At 68.5% G+C, this 15728-nt stretch carries 16 protein-coding genes; 3 read left to right on the top strand and 13 right to left on the bottom strand.

Features of this window, described 5'->3' with window-relative positions; all coding sequences use genetic code 11:
- Positions 1-21: 21 nt before the first annotated feature.
- The 5 genes from IEY17_RS15860 to IEY17_RS15880 all read right to left on the bottom strand — a co-directional run bounded on the left by IEY17_RS15860 (position 22) and on the right by IEY17_RS15880 (position 5500).
- Entirely contained in the window at positions 22-1413 is a 1392-nt protein-coding gene (locus IEY17_RS15860; RefSeq protein ID WP_188988449.1) for an ADP-ribosylglycohydrolase family protein, read from the bottom strand.
- A complete protein-coding gene (locus IEY17_RS15865; RefSeq protein WP_373289891.1) occupies positions 1410-3800 on the bottom strand; it encodes a putative T7SS-secreted protein in 2391 nt (796 codons plus the stop codon). The genes IEY17_RS15860 and IEY17_RS15865 overlap by 4 nt, the downstream gene beginning before the upstream one ends.
- Entirely contained in the window at positions 3800-4291 is a 492-nt protein-coding gene (locus IEY17_RS15870; protein ID WP_188988453.1) for a hypothetical protein, read from the bottom strand. The genes IEY17_RS15865 and IEY17_RS15870 overlap by 1 nt, the downstream gene beginning before the upstream one ends.
- On the bottom strand, positions 4292-4756 hold the full coding sequence (locus tag IEY17_RS15875) for an SseB family protein (RefSeq protein ID WP_188988455.1): 465 nt from the start codon (positions 4754-4756) through the stop codon (positions 4292-4294).
- Between the two features lie 123 nt (positions 4757-4879).
- Complete coding sequence (locus IEY17_RS15880; protein WP_188988458.1) at positions 4880-5500, bottom strand: YigZ family protein; 621 nt, start codon at positions 5498-5500, stop codon at positions 4880-4882.
- Positions 5501-5641: 141 nt separating this feature from the next.
- Between IEY17_RS15880 and IEY17_RS15885 the strand changes: the two genes are divergently transcribed.
- Positions 5642-5839: a hypothetical protein gene (locus IEY17_RS15885; protein WP_188988460.1), complete on the top strand. Its 198-nt coding sequence runs from the start codon at positions 5642-5644 to the stop codon at positions 5837-5839.
- Between the two features lie 5 nt (positions 5840-5844).
- Here IEY17_RS15885 and IEY17_RS15890 read toward each other — a convergent pair whose 3' ends face one another.
- Positions 5845-6966, bottom strand: coding sequence for a 5-methyltetrahydropteroyltriglutamate--homocysteine S-methyltransferase (locus IEY17_RS15890; protein ID WP_188988462.1), 1122 nt, complete (start codon positions 6964-6966; stop codon positions 5845-5847).
- Positions 6967-7148: 182 nt separating this feature from the next.
- On the opposite strand from IEY17_RS15890, the gene IEY17_RS15895 reads away from it, so the two are divergent.
- Positions 7149-8291, top strand: a complete 1143-nt coding sequence (locus IEY17_RS15895) for an FAD-dependent oxidoreductase (protein WP_229680211.1) — start codon at positions 7149-7151, stop codon at positions 8289-8291.
- Between the two features lie 138 nt (positions 8292-8429).
- Here the strand turns inward: IEY17_RS15895 and IEY17_RS15900 are convergent, their stop codons facing one another.
- The 5 genes from IEY17_RS15900 to IEY17_RS15920 all read right to left on the bottom strand — a co-directional run bounded on the left by IEY17_RS15900 (position 8430) and on the right by IEY17_RS15920 (position 12688).
- Positions 8430-9023, bottom strand: a complete 594-nt coding sequence (locus IEY17_RS15900) for a DUF3558 domain-containing protein (protein ID WP_229680230.1) — start codon at positions 9021-9023, stop codon at positions 8430-8432.
- 10 nt (positions 9024-9033) lie between these two features.
- On the bottom strand, positions 9034-9360 hold the full coding sequence (locus tag IEY17_RS15905; protein WP_188988468.1) for a hypothetical protein: 327 nt from the start codon (positions 9358-9360) through the stop codon (positions 9034-9036).
- A gap of 355 nt (positions 9361-9715) precedes the next feature.
- Positions 9716-10546 (bottom strand): aldo/keto reductase, encoded by an 831-nt coding sequence (locus IEY17_RS15910; RefSeq protein ID WP_188988470.1) that lies wholly within the window; start codon positions 10544-10546, stop codon positions 9716-9718.
- A 149-nt stretch (positions 10547-10695) separates the two neighbouring features.
- On the bottom strand, positions 10696-11904 hold the full coding sequence (locus tag IEY17_RS15915; RefSeq protein ID WP_188988472.1) for an MFS transporter: 1209 nt from the start codon (positions 11902-11904) through the stop codon (positions 10696-10698).
- 316 nt (positions 11905-12220) lie between these two features.
- Positions 12221-12688: a MarR family winged helix-turn-helix transcriptional regulator gene (locus IEY17_RS15920; protein ID WP_229680212.1), complete on the bottom strand. Its 468-nt coding sequence runs from the start codon at positions 12686-12688 to the stop codon at positions 12221-12223.
- Between the two features lie 108 nt (positions 12689-12796).
- Between IEY17_RS15920 and IEY17_RS15925 the strand changes: the two genes are divergently transcribed.
- Positions 12797-13279, top strand: coding sequence for a hypothetical protein (locus tag IEY17_RS15925; RefSeq protein WP_188988476.1), 483 nt, complete (start codon positions 12797-12799; stop codon positions 13277-13279).
- On the opposite strand, the gene ctaD is transcribed toward IEY17_RS15925, so the two are convergent.
- Positions 13274-14968, bottom strand: a complete 1695-nt coding sequence (gene ctaD, locus IEY17_RS15930; protein WP_188988478.1) for an aa3-type cytochrome oxidase subunit I — start codon at positions 14966-14968, stop codon at positions 13274-13276. The two genes, IEY17_RS15925 and ctaD, sit on opposite strands and share 6 nt — an antisense overlap.
- Positions 14969-15111: 143 nt before the next feature.
- Complete coding sequence (locus IEY17_RS15935) at positions 15112-15690, bottom strand: SACE_7040 family transcriptional regulator (protein ID WP_188988480.1); 579 nt, start codon at positions 15688-15690, stop codon at positions 15112-15114.
- Between the last annotated feature and the right edge of the window lie 38 nt (positions 15691-15728).

Here is a 15728-nt window from a genome sequence, read left to right on the forward strand (position 1 = left end):
CGAGCCCCGGCCTTTGGACGCTCACCAGGCCGGGTATCGGCGGAGCCACTCCTGGTCGGTCGGTTCGGTGGTGCGCTCAACGAGTACGTCCCGGACGAGGACGTCGATGGTCTCGGTGAACGGGACTGCGGCTTGCAGGTCGGGCGGGATTGTCCGCACGCCGCATTCCGCGCCGATCAGCATGCCGGTGATCGCCCCCACGGCGGGCCTGTGCGCGGAGTAGTTCATGGCCAGTAGGAGGGCTTCGCGCACGTAGTCACTGGCCATGGCGCAGTAAAGGGCGAGTCCCAGGGCCTCGGCACCGTCGTCGCCGCCGTTGCCGAAGGGCGGTCGGATGCGTTCGCGGTCGGTGGGTGTCCAGTGGTTTCGGATCATGGCCAGGGCCAGCTCGATCTTGCGGAGCATCCGCTTGTTCCCGCGCCAGCCCTCCAGCTGTTCGCGGGCGGCGGTCAGGCAGTCGTAGAACGGCACATCACGAATCTGTTGGTGCAGGATCACCGCGAGCGTGCCCGCGGCCAGATAGTCGTCCGCGCTGCTGTGGGTCAGGACCGCGGTCATTACCGCGGCTTCGAACGCCGCGGCGGGTTCTGCGACGGATATGGCCACCGCAGCGGCTCGAGCCACCACGTCACTGCCGCGGGCGCGGCCGCACATGTCGTTGAGCGAGGCTCGTCGGCCGGTGCGTGCGAACTCCTCCAGCGTGGCGACCGTGCCTGGGTTCGGTGCGCCGTCGCGGTACAGGCCCTCGATGCCGACCAGCCATCCATCCGGTTCGGGCCCGGACGCGTAAGGCCCGCCGCAGTCCTGCCAGCGGCGCCGCTGCCCGTCGCTGGCGGGCTGCGTGTACAGCCACCGCTGGTAGGCGTGCTGCATCGCCGAGGGCGCGGTGCCGAATTCCTTTTTCGTACGGAAGGCGAGGTATGACCGGATCACCCCTTCGAGGGTGAACGCCAACTGCTGGCCCACGGCGGACGGCCCGAACGTCGAGCCCTCGGGCAGCACGTACTCGGTGAGCGCCTTGTCACCGCGCAGGTTCAGGTCAGGCGACCAGGGCAGTTCCACGGTCGCCCCGGAGTCGACGGCGCGGCCGAACGCGTCACCGATCACCGCCCCGAACAACGCGCCCTGGGTTCGTTCGAATGTATCGGGTTCGGGCAGGTGACGACCGCGATCGGGGTCGCGCCCGTCAATCTCCCGGACGCGGCGGTCGAAATCCATGATCGCGCCCAACGGCGCCTCGATGTCGACGTGGTGCAGGTTGTAGTCACTGCCCGCGCGCCGCCCCTGCGACCGGAATTTCGCCAGCTTCTTGCTGCGGTCGACCCAGTCATCGTGCCACCGCCCGACCTTGCCGCTGCGCCGGGAACGCTGGTCCTTCGGCCAGCCCTTCGGCGCGACCCGCTCATCCCTCATAGCCTCTTGACTCCGTTCCATCTAACGGTCGTGCCGGTCCGTTCATCCGTACCGAGGAGGACGTTCTTGCCGAGCCACTGGAGGTCACGAGATTCCCTTGACTCCAGGTCTTTCGGCCGGCCCAGTTCGCTGATCTCCCGCGGAGTGGGGAACCGATCGCTGCCTTCGAAAAACCGAGCCTCGACGTCGCGAGCATCCTTCAGCGTCTGCTCCCAGGTGATGATCTCCCGTCGAAGTGTGTCGGCATCGACACCGGGCTGGTGGAGACCTTGCCGGAGACCGTTCAACTCGTCTTCGGCGCGGGCGATTTCGTTCCGCAGCCGCGGCAGGATGTCCGAGACGGCCTCCGACTGGCTCGCGAACTCGTAGCCCTGCCGTGCCCAGGCATAACTACCGACGTCGATGTTGGCCAGAAGTTTGATCTCATTGACGCCGGATGCTCGATACCAGTTTTCCAGGGTTCCGTTGAACTCCTTCGCGAAGCCAGCGCCCTGGAACTCCGGATTCAGCTCCAGGCGGTTGTGATGTGCCGTGATCCCGTCGTCGTGCCGTTCGAAGATGCGGTGAATCTCGCCGATATTCCTACCGCTGCTGTCGGTGATGTCGGCGAACACCTGGTACTTGTTGTCGAAGCCGAAGATGTCCTTCACCGAGACGTTGAGGTTGAGATCGCCGTATTGGCCGTCGAGGGCGTCCCTGAACGCCGCCAGCGCCCGGTCGGCGTCGAAGTGGCCGCCCGGTTCGGGGAAGAGTTCGTCCAGCCTCGGCCGGTCATCATCACCGGGGCTGGATGGCTCCGCATCGCGTTCGTCAGGATTTTTCGGGTCCTCGTCGTGGTCGGGCTCGGACGGAGCGTCCTGGTCGGGGCGCGGCGTGTCGTGCTCGTCGTCATGGTGTCCCGGCTCGTGCGTTCCGGGCCCCTGATGGGTGTGGTCAGGGCTTGTCGGGGTGTGGTCGCCGTGGCCGTCAGCACCGCCTCGATGGTGCGGATCTTTCCACGTGCCTTGATCGGATTCGCTTCTGGACGCCTGCGCCGAATGGTCCCGGGCCGGCCGGGGGGTGTCGTCGGCATGGGACGCGGTGTGTTGGGTGTCGTGGTGGCTCCAGTCGCTTCCCCTGGGGCCGAACCGGTGGTTGTCGGGTGGGGCGTGCGGTCCCGACGCGTCGGGCTGGTGTGCCGGGCGGGTGTACGGCTCGTGGTGGGCACCGCGTGAGCTGTCCGGCGTTGTGTGGTTCGGGACGCTGTGGTCGGTGTGGTTCCAGCCCCTCGGATCGCCCGATGTGGGCGGCGCGCCTTGCGTGTTGGCGTGGTTCGGGGATGGGGCCGACTGGCCAGCGTGGGTGCTGGTGGTCAGTGGCGGTTGGTGGGCCGGAACGTTGTGCGGTTGCGCTGCGGGCGGCGGGCTCGGCTGCGGGGTTGGCGCGTCGTAGTCCGGGGTCCAGTCCCAGTCTTCGGCTTTGCGCTTGTCCGGGGTGACGACTTCCTTCACGCCCTCGAAGACCTTGTGCGCCATCGAACCCGCTCGGCCGACAGCGCTGCCTCCGCCGGTGGCGAGACCGGTGGCGACCTCGGGAGCCAGTTTGCCGAGGGTGGCGAACGGGTCCTTGGTGAAGCTGTCGATGCCCGCGCCGACCATGGCTTTGGTGGTGCCGATCGGGTCGCTGACGAATGTCTTGGCCGCCGCGATGGTGGTTGACGCCAGCTCACCGATGTTCTTCGCGTACTGGGTGGGGTGGGTCAGGTTGTACGGGTCGAACGGGCTGATGGCTCGGAGCTGCTGGATCATTTCCAGGCTGCCTTCCAAGCTGCCCTGCCAGAACTCGCCGAACGCCTCGGCGGTGTTCTGCCACACGTCTTCCACGCCGCTGGCCAGCATGGTCAGCAGGCCGGGTGTCGGCGGTGCCTTCTCGGCTGCTTTGAGCAGGATGCTCGCGGCTTTCGCCGCGGCTTGCTCAACCTGCTCCTTGGCCGCGTCGAGGGTGGCCTGGGCCTGGTTGCGAGCGGCGGCTGCCGGGTCCTGGAACGGGGTCGAGGCCCCCGATTTCTCGTGTTGGGCCTGGGCCTGTTCGGTCTGCTTCTCGGCTCTGGCGAGGTCCGCGCAGGCTTTTTCGGCCTGCTGCTGGGCCCATGCCAGCACGTCGCGGTACTGGCCCAGGGCTTCGGCGGCTTCGGTGAAGGCGTCGGCGGCGCGGAACCACTTCGGTGGTTCCTGCCGGTAGTAGTCGGCGAAGGCGTCCGCGGTCGCGCCGCTCCAACCGCCGGTGTTGATCTTCTGGAAGCCCTGGGCGGCGTTCTCGAACGCCGCGCCGAGCTTGGCCATCGTGGTGCGGGTCTCATCGATGGCGGCCAGGTCGCCGGGGACCTCTTCCTTGGGGTCAGGCGCCATCAGCCCTGCACCTTCGTGTCGGCCCCGGCCTCGTTCAGCAGGTGGGAGATGGCATATTGCGTGGGACCCTCGGGGGTCATGTCGACCAGGTACTGCTCAAAGGACTTCTGCGGTGCCGCGTCGAGATCGGCTGTGGGGTTGTCCACACCCGCCGCGAGGATCTTCTTGAAGGCGCTGACGGCCGCCTCTTCGGCCTTCTGGTAGCCGGTGCGGGTGTCCAACAGCGCCGAGGCCACCGCGTCACCCTCTTCCACCAGGTACTTGACCCCGTAGACCCATTTGCCGCAGAACTTCTTCAGCGCCTCGGCCAGCACCGGTGAACCGGCCTCGTCGGCGCTGAGCGTCATCCAGTCCACGCCGTATCCGTCGTTGGCCATCTTCCGCGCTGGCCACGGCAGTTCGGCCTCCAGGGCGGCGATGGCGTCGTTGACGCCTTTCGACGCCTGCTCCAGCGCCGCCAGGTCGACGTGGAATCCGTTGTGGTCACCCACCTAGAGCCTTCCTCCCCAAGCACGCATGACGGGTCGGTCGTAGGGCGAGACCTCGGCCACCGGGCGGGCCGGGTGGTCGCTGTCGATCGCGGTCGGTGCGATGCCGCTCAGTGCGGGCAGGGCCACGGTGTGTTCCTGCGCCGGATCCAGCAGCAGGCTGGTGCCGCGGGGCATGCCGAGCAGGTAGGTGTCCAGCAGGCGGGCGCCGGTCAGCTGCAGGTACTCGACCTCGCCCGTCTCGCCGCGGCGCGACCGGTAGTCGGCCAGGAACCGCAGGTCGGAGAACACCGGCAGCCACGGCACACCGTCCACCTGCACCACCGGCACGGTCGGCGGTTCGGTCGTGCACTCCAGGTACACGCCCGCGCTGCGGAACGTCGCGACCAGATCCTCCGGGCGTTCCAGCGTGCGGCGGAACCGCAACGCCTCCCGGACGATCGGTGGCTCATCCCACACGGGCTGCATGACTCCCCCAGGTGTTCATGCGATCACAGCAGGTGGAGACGTTAGCCGATCCGCAGTCGCGGACAGGGGCGATGACACGTGGTGTGGACCATAGAAGGCATTGGGCCATCCGGCGGTACGTGATCAGACCTCGACCTCGGCGTGGCCCAGGCCGCCCAGTTCGACCTCCGCCACGCCGCCGGTGGTCTCCGCCAGCCACGTCTCGAAGGCCGCCACCTCCTGATCTGGGACGGCCACGTGGAAGCGGACCGACTCCGCGTACTCGGTGTCGGTCACCTGGTAGCCGGCCGAACGCAGCTCGTTGTCCAGTCTGCCGGCCAGCAGATAGTCCACTGTGGTCATCACGGTCCGCACCGGGCGGCGCTCGACCAGGCCGACGTGCTCCAGCGCCGCGGACACCGCTCCGCTGTAGGCGCGCACCAGCCCGCCGGCGCCGAGCAGAACCCCGCCGAAGTACCTGGTCACCACCGTCACCACGTTGGTGACCTCGTTGCGGCGCAGCACCTCCAGCATCGGGATGCCCGCGGTGCCCGCCGGCTCCCCGTCATCGCTGGACTTCTGGATCTCCCCGTTGTCACCGAGGACGAACGCCGAGCAGTGGTGCCGCGCATCGTGGTGCAGCCGCCGGCGCCGCTGGATGAACTCCCGCGCCTCGTCCTCGTTGGTCACCCGGGCCAGCGCGCACAGGAAGCGGGACTTCTTCACCTCCAGCTCGTGCTCGCCCGACTGCTTGATCGTGCGCATCCGACCCCCTCGTGCCCGTGACGCCCGCCACTGCCGTGCTGCTCCTCCCAATCCTCCCATCGCGGCGGGTCAGCGAGGTGGTGCGGGCACAACCCGGAGGCGATTTCCGTTGTCGGGGCGCGGGCACGTAACGTCCCCCTCATGGAGCAGTCACCGAGTCCGTTCGAACCAGGTGTGCGGGTCCGCGCCACGTTCGGCCGGTTCCGCGATCAGGTCGGCACGGTGGTGGAGACCGCCACCGCTCTGCCCGAGGTCTTCGACGGCCCCGTGCTGTGGGTGCGCTTCGACGGCGACGAGGAACCGGGCCTGGTGGCCGGACAGTTCCTCGAGGCCGCCTGACGAGCTCAGCCCCAGACCTCGGCCGCGGTCTCCACGACGAGCCGCAGCTTGGCCACCTGCTCCTCGTGGGTGAGGGCGTTGCCGTCCTTGGTGGAGGCGAAACCGCACTGCGGCGACAGGCACAGCTGGTCCAGGTCGACGTACCTGCTGGCCTCGTCGATCCGGCGCTTGAGCTCGTCCTTCGACTCCAGCTCGCCGCGCTTGGTGGTGACCAGGCCGAGCACCACGGCCTTGCCCTTCGGCACGAACCGCAGCGGCGCGAAGGAACCGGACCGCTCGTCGTCGAACTCCAGGAAGAACCCGTCCACCTCCAGCTCGTTGAACAGCGCCTCGGCGACGAAGTCGTAGCCGCCCTCGGCCACCCACGACGAGCGGAAGTTGCCCCGGCACAGGTGCGTGGTCACCGACAGCGTGTCCGGACGGTCCCGCAGCGAGTCGTTGATCAGGCGGATGGTCTGCAGGTGGGCGTGCTCGGCGTCGTCACCGCGCGCGGCCAGCTGCGCCCGCTGCTTCGGGTCGTTCAGGAAGGCCAGGCTGGTGTCGTCCAGCTGGAGGTAGTGGCAGCCCAGGTCGGCCAGCGCGCGCACCTCCGCGCGGTACGCCGCGGCCAGATCGGCGCGGAACTCCGCCAGGTCCGGGTAGGCGGTCTGGTCGATCGCGGCCCGGCCGCAGCGGTGGTACAGCATGCCCGGCGACGGGATGGTCAGCTTCGGCGTGGCGGTGGTCACCCGCTCGGCCAGCGCGGTGAAGGCGTCGGCGAAGATCGGGTGGCGCAACCCGATCTTGCCGTCGACCCGCAGGGCGGGGGTGACGAACTCGAGGTCGCCCTGCTCGTTGTGGAACCGCACCGTGAGGTCGGCGTTTTCGACCTTGGTCACGCCGTCGAGCTGGTAGAGGAAGTCCATGTGCCAGGAGCTGCGGCGGAACTCCCCGTCGGTGGCGCTGGCCAGACCCACCTCCTCCTGCATGGCCACGACCTCGGTGATCGCCTCGTCCTCGATGCGGCGCAGTTCGGCGTCGTCGATGCGGCCCGCGGCGTGCTCGTCGCGGGCGTCCAGGAGGTGCTGCGGGCGCAGCAGGCTGCCGACGTGGTCGGCGCGGAACGGCGGTGACACGCGTGGACTCATGGTCGCAACATAGTTTGCGATTGCGATGATTCCCAGTCATCCGTTCACCCATCGTGGCGGTTCCGAACGGCGGCGTGCTCACCGCGTGTGACCAAGGACAAATCCGAACATCCGGTCGAGTGGATAAAATTGCGCGGGAGAAGGGGCGTCGGGGTTGACGGATGGAGACGATGCGGGTTCTCGTGATCGGAGCTGGAATCGGGGGACTCGCCATCGCCAACGGGCTGGTCGACAAGGGCCACCAGGTCCAGGTCTACGAGCACGCGGACGCGTTGCGCACCACCGGCGCCGGTATCACGGTGTGGAGCAACGGCACCGCCGCGCTGCGCGAACTCGGTATCGACATCGAACCGTCCGGTCGGCAGCTGCGCAGCCTGCGCGCTCTCACCGACACCGGCCGCCTGCTGTGGGAAGCCGATCTCGGTGAGGTCACCGAGCGCCTCGGAGCACCGACCGTGCAGATCCCGCGCCGCACCCTGATCGCCGAGCTGGCCGCCGCGCTGCCCGCCGACGTGCTGCACTTCGGCCGCCAGTGCGTCGGCGTCACCGAGCACCCCGACCACGTCGTCGCGGAGTTCGCCGACGGCAGCTCCACGACCGGCGACCTGGTGATCGGCGCCGACGGCCAGCGGTCGGTGGTGCGTCGCGACGTGGTGGGCGGGCGTCCGGCCAGGCCGACCGGCTGGGCCAGCTGGCAGGGCCTGACGATGAGCGACCTACCTGTCGCGCAGGGCCACCAGACGCTCAACATCGCTGGCCGCGCCGCGCACTGCGGGTTGATCCCAACCGGCGGCGGGCTGCTGCACTGGTGGTTCGACCTGCCGTGGAAGGCGGGTGACCCGGTGCTGTCGGTCGCGGAGCTGCGGCGGGTGTTCCGCGGGTGGCCGGAGCCGGTGGAGGCGCTGCTGGCCTCGGTCACCGACGACGACCTCGGCTTCTTCCCGCACATCCGGCACAGGGTGCCGCGGGTGTGGGGCGGCCCGCGCAGCACGCTGCTGGGCGACGCGGTGCATGCGATGCCGCCCGCGGTGGCGCAGGCCGCCAACCAGACGCTGGAGGACGCCTGGCTGCTCACCCAGTACCTGTCCGATGTGGACGGAAATCCGGAGCCGCTGCTGCGGGCCTATGAGCGGGAACGCCGCCCCCGCGCCCTCAAGGTGTCGCGCACGGCGGCGCTGACCTCGGCGCAGCGCAGCACCCCGTTGCAGCGCCTGGCGAAGTTCCCCCGCTGGCTGGCGACCCGCAGCCAGGTGATGTCGCTGCGCTCCGGCAGCAATGTCCTGCGCTGCCTCACCACCTCGCGCCCCACGGTCGGCGTCACCTGACCCACCACGTCGAACCCCGCCGCGGCCGTTGGTGTCCGGCTTGTCCGACAGGCGAACCCGCCCGCCGGGAGTGCGGCGGGGGCCATCGTCGCGTACCCCCGGCATGGGCGATTTCCTGGGGGTTCCCCCCAGATTCAGTTATTTCGCGGCGGGCAAGGTTGGGATGGATGCTTCGAGGGCCTTTTGGGCGAGGCCGCAGGGATCGGTCTTGTTGTCGTCGCTGGTGAAGGCATAAAGCATTTCCCGTTCCGAAACCGCCGCGAACACGACGCAGTAACCGTCCTTCGCCGGGTCGCCCTGGTTCGCCCGCACCGCCGGATGCCCAGCAATGGTCAACTCTTGGTAGTCGCTGAACGCCGACTTGTTGTCGTAGTACTCCTGGATCGACCGATCCTTGATCCGTCCGAGAGAAACCGAGGTGTGCCCGTCCCGGCTGCGCCAGGCGCACGATTCTGGTGCGTCCGCTGAAATTTTCGGGCCGTCGTTGACCTTGCCTGTTGGCTCGAGTCCCAGCGACGTCGCGGCATCAGCGGGCAGCAAGGCGCACAGCTCGACAGCGAAGGGAGACCTGGGGTCGCTGATCTCGGGGCCTGTCTGCGCCTGTGTCGGCCCGGAACTCTGCGGCGATTCGTCACCGGTCGGACCGCCACCCGTGCACGCGGCCAATGTGCCGGTCAACACGACCCCGGCAGCGAGCACTCCGCTTCGTTTGAGCACGTTCGTCCTCACCATCACGCCTCGATCATGCCTCGTGTCGTACCCGACTCACGCTCGCACCTGCCGCGTCGTCGTTCCGCCGGTACTCATCCAGGGTTGCCTTGTACGCGTTGATCTTCTCGGTCAGTTTCGCAGAGAGCTCTCGGGTGGCTATGCGCAAGGACCCATGATCCCCGGTCGCGCGGTCCTTGATCGCCTTTCGTGCCTTGTTGGTGTACGCGTCGTTGGCAGTGAGCTCCCCAGGCGTAACCGTCACAGCCTGCTCCATGAGGGCGTCGACGTTGTCACGGATCTCCTCGAGCTTCTTGATGGCACTCTCCAGTGCGTCAGGATCGATGCCGTACCCGGTCATGCTGCGTTCCCCCTCGTCGTGACACGTCTGATTGCTGATCCATTATTCGTGATCACCAAGTGCGATCAGGGGACAATGGGCTCAGCTGCCACTATGGCGACGATCACTCTCTCGATGTGGGTAAGCGCTCCGCCGTTCACCTGGATGTCGCAGCGTGTAGCCGTTCGTCCCGAAGAATCTCCTGCCCGAGGAGAAAGTGGGAAGGGCGTGGCTGGTCCGAGCTGAAAGACCAAAAGAGAGCGGAACTCAAGCGCCGCCTGGCGCTGGCACCGCCACCGAACGAACTGCCGGGCATGCGGGCCCGTCCGGTGGCGCGGTAGGGGCCAGGGCGACCCTGGCCCCTACCCGATCGGGATCAGGCGCCGAACACGTCCGGGTCCGGACCGACGCGCACGCCGGTCTCCAGCGCGGTGATCGCCGCCACGTCGTCGTCGGCCAGTTCGAAGTCGAAGATGTCGATGTTCTCCTGGATCCGCGACGGCGTGACCGACTTCGGGATGGTCACGTTGCCGAGCTGGATGTGCCAGCGCAGCACGATCTGCGCCGGAGACTTGCCGTACTTCTCGGCCAGCGCGGTCAGCGCGGCGTCGTTGAGCAGCCCGTTGTTGCGGCCCAGCGGGCTCCACGCCTCGGTCGCGATGCCGTGCTCGGTGTGGAAGGCGCGCAGTTCCGCCTGCGGCAGGTTCGGGTGCAGCTCGATCTGGTTCACCGCGGGCACCACGTCGGTCTCCTCGAACAACCGGCGCAGGTGCGGGATCTTGAAGTTGGACACCCCGATGGCCTTGGCCCGACCGTCGGCGTGCAGCTTCTCGAGCGCCTTCCAGGTCTCGACGTAGCGGTCCTTCGCCGGGACCGGCCAGTGGATCAGGTAGAGGTCCACGTAGTCCAGGCCCAGCTTGGTCAGGCTCTCGTCGAAGGCCCGCAGGGTGCTGTCGTAGCCCTGATCGTCGTTCCACAGCTTGGTGGTGACGAACAGGTCCTCGCGCTTGATGCCCGACTCGGCGATGGCCTTGCCCACGCCTTCCTCGTTGCCGTACGCCGCCGCGGTGTCGATGCTGCGGTACCCCGCCTGCAGCGCCGCCAGGACCGGCTCGACGACCTCCTCGGCCGGGACCTGGAAGACGCCGTAGCCGAGCTGCGGCATCGTCGCGCCGGTGTTCAGCGTGATGTTCGGGACCTGTGTCATGTGGGTGTTTTCCTCCGCCAATGTCGGATTCGGTGTCGACCCGGCAACGGGCCTACACCGGGATAACCGATTCAGCTAATGCTTCATTCCGGCCGGGGCCGGTAGCGTGCACCGCCGGCCCCGACCGTAGGCGCCCGAACACGCCGCGGCTAGCTGATCTCGGCGGTCTCCGTCGGCTGCGCCGCGCGGTGAAAGGCCACCACCGCGGCCCGCCGCGGGCGGCGGTCCAGCCAGCCGGACAGCAGCGCGAAGCCCAGGCCCACGGCCGCCAGCAGCGCGCCCACCCAGCTCGGTGCGGTGAGGCCGAACCCGGCGGCGATGACCAGGCCGCCGAGGTAGGCGCCCAGCGAGTTGGCGATGTTGAACGTCGACTGGATGCTCGCCGACCCCAGCGCCGGGGCATCCTTCGCCTGGTCCAGGATGCGCGCCTGGATGCTCGGGATGGCCGCGAAGCCGGTCGCGCCGATCAGGAAGACGGTGATCGGCGCCAGCACGAGGCTGTGCGCGGTGACCACGAACAGCAGCAGGCTGGCGGCGAGCGCGGTCAGGAACACGTACAGGGTCCGCATCGGGGCCCGGTCGGCCAGCCGGCCGCCGACCGCGGTGCCGACGGTCATCCCGACGCCGAACAGTGCCAGCAGCACGGTGACCGCGGTCGGCGAGTAGCCGGTGACGTCGGTCAGCACCGGCTTGATGTAGCTGTAGAAGGAGAAGGTGGCGGCGAAGCCGAACACCACGACCGCGAAGGCCAGCCAGACCTGCGGGCGGCGGAACGCCCGCAGTTCGCCGCGCAGGCTCACGTTGGTGGGCTTGGGCTGGCTGGGCACCAGTGCCGCGACGGCGGCCAGCGCGACGACGCCGATCACCGCGACCAGGCCGAACGCCGAGCGCCAGCCCAGCGCCTGGCCCAGCAGCGTGCCGACCGGCACGCCGATGATGTTGGCCACGGTCAGCCCGATGAACATCATCGCGATGGCCTGCGCCCGCTTGTCGGCGGCCACCAGGCTCGCGGCGACCACGGCGCCCGCGCCGAAGAACGCGCCGTGCGGCAGCCCGGAGACGAACCGGGCGGCGAGCAGCAGCTCGTGCGTCGGGGCGAACGCCGAGCACAGGTTCCCGACGGTGAACAGCACCAGCATGCTCAGCAGCATGGTCTTGCGGCGGGTCCGCAGGCCCAGGATGGTCAGCAGCGGGGCACCGATCACCACGCCGAGCGCATACAACGAGATGTAGCCACCGGCGTCCGGGATGGACGCGTGCAGGTCGGCGGCCACGTCGGGCAGCAGCCCCATCATCACGAACTCGGTTGTGCCGATGCCGAAAGCTGCGATGGCCAGTGCCAGCAGTGCGATGGGCAAAGAGGTCTCCCTGACTGTGCGTGCCGTGTGGTTTCGGTCGTCGATCCCGAACCCGGGCGCGCGGCGGTGCGCAGCTGATCGGCGGTGTTCGGGAGGAACGATGCAGGAAGGCGGCGTGCGGTGGCGCTCCCCGGACGGTTCCAACAGTAGTCCACGATCAGGGTGTTCCCGAAACGGTTATGAACCGCGCCACTCCCGGATCGTCCGTTCGTCCCGGCAGAGCGGCGAAATCGTCCGTCCACTGTGGAAGATCAATGGTGCGGTGCGCACAGCCGTGGTCCGCTGCCGTTGTGCGGTCTGACGAAGCGGTCCGGGTTCAGCGGATGATGCGGTAGCCGGGGTGGACGCCCGGGGTGAGGTCGTGGCTTTCCGCCACCCGGGTCAGCAGGGCGCGGAGTTGGGCGTGCTCGTCGGGGGTCAGGGCGCGGCAGAAGTCCGCCTCGTGCTCGGCCGCCACCGAGCGGATCTCGGCCATCAGTTCCGTGCCCTCCTCGGTGAGGGTCAGCTCGTACACGCGGCGGTCGCGGGTGCTGCGGGTCCGCGTGACCAGGCTGCGGCCCTCCAGCTCGTCGACGAACGCGACGACCTTGCTCGGCAGCATCCCCAGGCGCTCGGCCAGGTTCTGCTGGCTCAGGCCGGGTTGCCCGGCGATCATCCGCAGCACGCCCACCTGGGGCGGGGTCAGGTCCAGGGCGCTGACGCGTTCGGCGAACTTCATCGCGGCGTGGGTACCGAGCTGCGTGAGCAGGAACGCGGCGCCGACCGGGGGGAGCTCTGCTGGCACGGGCATACTCTACCAATTAGAAATGATTCATGGTATGAATGATTCATGACGCAAGCTATTTCCCCTCCGAGACCCACCCGGCCCGCCCGGCGGGGATTCCCGCCCGCGGTGCGCAAGCTCGTGCTGACGGTGCACGTGATCGCGTCGGTGGCCTGGATCGGCGGCAGCGCGTGTCTCCTGGTGCTCGGCCTGACGGGCCTGCTCGCCGACGACCCGCAGGTGCAGCGGGCCGCCTACATCGCCGACGGCGCCCTCGGCGCCTGGGTGGCCCGGCCGGTGAGCATCCTCGCCCTCGTCTCCGGCGTGCTGATCTCGGTCGGCACCAAGTGGGGCCTGTTCCGCTACTGGTGGGTGTTGATCAGCCTCGTCGCGACCGCCGCCATGACCGCAGCGGTCACCTTCCAGCTCGCCCCGCGGCTCATCCGTGCGGGCGAGAGCGCCCTGGCCGCGCCCCCGGGCGCCGACGTGGTCGCGGCAGTGGGCCCCGACGCGGCGTCCCTGGTGGTCGCCCCGAGCGTGGCGCTGGTCGCGCTCAGCATCGTCACGGCCCTCAACGTCTACAAGCCGTGGGGCCGGGTCCGGCGGTCATGACCTGCGGCGCAGCTCCGCGTGCGCTTCCAGCTCCAGCCGCCGCACCATGTGCGGGTAGTGCAGTTCGAACGCCGGGCGGATCGAGCGCACCCGGGGCAGCGCGGTGAAGTTGTGCCGCGGCGGCGGGCAGGACGTGGCCCACTCCAGCGAGTTCCCGTGCCCCCACGGGTCGTCCACGTTGGCCACCACACCGGACCGGTAGCTGGTGACCACGTTGTACAGGAACGGCAGCATCGACGCGCCGAGCACGAACGCACCGATGGTGGACACGATGTTCAGTGTGGTGAATCCATCGGAGGCCAGGTAGTCGGCGTAGCGGCGCGGCATCCCCTCGGCCCCCAGCCAGTGCTGCACCAAAAACGTCAGGTGGAAGCCGACGAAGGTCAGCCAGAAGTGCGCCTTGCCCAGCGTCTCGTCCAACATCCGGCCGGTGATCTTCGGGAACCAGAAGTACACCCCGCCGAACACCGCGAACACGATGGTGCCGAACAGCACGTAGTGGAAGTGCGCCACCACGAAGTACGTGTCCGTGATGTGGAAATCCAGTGGCGGTGACGCCAGCAGGACCCCGGTCAGGCCGCCCAGCAGGAACGTCACCATGAACCCCACCGCGAACAGCATCGGGCTCTCGAAGGTCAGCTGGCCCCGCCACATCGTGCCGATCCAGTTGAAGAACTTGATCCCGGTCGGCACCGCGATCAGGAAGGTGGCGAAGGAGAAGAACGGCAGCAGCACCGCGCCGGTGGCGAACATGTGGTGCGCCCACACGAGCATCGACAAACCCATGATCAGCAGGGTCGCGAACACCAGCCCCGTGTAGCCGAACAGCGGTTTGCGGCTGAACACGGGGATGATCTCGGTGACGATGCCGAAGAACGGCAGCGCCACGATGTAGACCTCCGGATGCCCGAAGAACCAGAACAGGTGTTGGTAGAGGATCGCGCCGCCGTTGGCCGGGTCGAACGCGTGCCCGCCGAGGTGCCGGTCGATCAGCAGCGCGAACAGCGCCGCGGCCAGGATCGGGAACGCCATCAGCACCAGCAGGCTGGTGGCCAGGATGTTCCAGCAGAAGATCGGCATCCGCCACATCGTCATGCCGGGGCAGCGCAGGCACACCAGCGTGGTGATCATGTTGACGGCGCCGAGAATGGTGCCCAGGCCGCTGACGATGAGCCCGGCCGCCCACAGGTCGCCTCCGGGTCCGGCGCTGAACTGCTCGCGGGACAGCGGTGGGTACGCGGTCCAGCCGAAGTCGGCGGCGCCGTTGGGCAGCACGAAGCCGCTGAGCACGATCAGCCCGCCGAACAAGAACAGCCAGAACGAGAACGCGTTCAGCCGGGGGAACGCGACGTCCGGCGACCCGATCTGCAGCGGCAGCACCACGTTGGCGAAGCCGAAGATGATCGGCGTGGCGAACAGCAGTAGCATGATCGTGCCGTGCATGGTGAACAGCTGGTTGTACTGCTCCTGGGACAGAAACTGCAGGCCCGGCGCGGCCAGCTCACCGCGGATCAGCAGGGCCAACGCCCCGCCGACGATGAAGAAGAAGAACGAGGCGATCAGGTAGAGAATCCCGATCTCCTTGTGGTCGGTGGTGCGCAGCCACGGCACCAGCCGCTGCCCCTTCGGCCGGTGTGTGGCGGTGAAGGCGCTGGTGGGAACCGGCGCTGGTCTGGTTCGGATGGCCATGCTCGCCTCCTACGGCGCCCCTGCTGGCCGTACGGCATACAGTCTTGTCCCGCCGCGGGGCAGCCGCAATCGACCACCGTCACCACCTGCGAAAACAGCTTTCTGTCGAACCGGGTGTGCGGATACCCGGTGGGCGCCGCGGGTCAGGACGTGGTGGCCTGGGCGAGGGCACCGTGGGCCATGCGGTGCAGGAGGTCCGCCATCGCGTCGGTGTCGATGTGCGTGCTGTGCGGGGTTGAGTTGATCAGGCCGAACACCGCGTGCGCGGCGGCCCGGGCGGTCGGGCGTGACAGGTCCGTGCGCAGCTGGCACAGCACGTCCACCCACACCTCGACGTAGCTGCGCTGCAACTCGCGCACCTTGTGCCGGTCGGTCTCGGTGAGGCTGTCCAGATCCCGCATGTGCACGGTGATCAGCGCCGGGTTGGTCAGGGCGAACTCCACGTGCCAGCGCACCAGCCGGTTCAGCGCGTCCCGCGGGTCACTGGCCGCGGCGACCCGGTCCTGCCCGCCGACGAGCAGCCGGTCGCTGATGCCGGTGAGCAGCTCGGCGAGCATCGCGTCCTTGCTGCGGAAGTGCCGGTACACGGCGGGGCCGGAGATACCGACAGCGGCGCCGATGTCGTCGATGCCGACGCCGTGGAAGCCGTAGCGCGCGAACTTCTCCGCCGCGGCGTTGAGGATCTGCTCGCGGCGGGTCAGCTTGCCGGGTTCGGTGGACATCGGGATCGATACTAGACGAGTCGCGTTAGGCGCCGTTA

Origin of the sequence: Saccharopolyspora thermophila (genome assembly GCF_014646075.1) — a bacterium.
GTDB lineage: Bacteria > Actinomycetota > Actinomycetes > Mycobacteriales > Pseudonocardiaceae > Saccharopolyspora > Saccharopolyspora thermophila.

Coding starts and splice junctions, on each gene's coding strand:
- IEY17_RS15935 (WP_188988480.1), bottom strand. CDS start 15,690: ATGTCCACCGAACCCGGCAAGCTGACCCGCCGCGAGCAGATCCTCAAC.
- IEY17_RS15910 (WP_188988470.1), bottom strand. CDS start 10,546: ATGACACAGGTCCCGAACATCACGCTGAACACCGGCGCGACGATGCCG.
- IEY17_RS15875 (WP_188988455.1), bottom strand. CDS start 4,756: ATGCAGCCCGTGTGGGATGAGCCACCGATCGTCCGGGAGGCGTTGCGG.
- IEY17_RS15865 (WP_373289891.1), bottom strand. CDS start 3,800: ATGGCGCCTGACCCCAAGGAAGAGGTCCCCGGCGACCTGGCCGCCATC.
- ctaD (WP_188988478.1), bottom strand. CDS start 14,968: ATGGCCATCCGAACCAGACCAGCGCCGGTTCCCACCAGCGCCTTCACC.
- IEY17_RS15860 (WP_188988449.1), bottom strand. CDS start 1,413: ATGAGGGATGAGCGGGTCGCGCCGAAGGGCTGGCCGAAGGACCAGCGT.
- IEY17_RS15885 (WP_188988460.1), top strand. CDS start 5,642: ATGGAGCAGTCACCGAGTCCGTTCGAACCAGGTGTGCGGGTCCGCGCC.
- IEY17_RS15880 (WP_188988458.1), bottom strand. CDS start 5,500: ATGCGCACGATCAAGCAGTCGGGCGAGCACGAGCTGGAGGTGAAGAAG.
- IEY17_RS15905 (WP_188988468.1), bottom strand. CDS start 9,360: ATGACCGGGTACGGCATCGATCCTGACGCACTGGAGAGTGCCATCAAG.
- IEY17_RS15900 (WP_229680230.1), bottom strand. CDS start 9,023: ATGGTGAGGACGAACGTGCTCAAACGAAGCGGAGTGCTCGCTGCCGGG.
- IEY17_RS15890 (WP_188988462.1), bottom strand. CDS start 6,966: ATGAGTCCACGCGTGTCACCGCCGTTCCGCGCCGACCACGTCGGCAGC.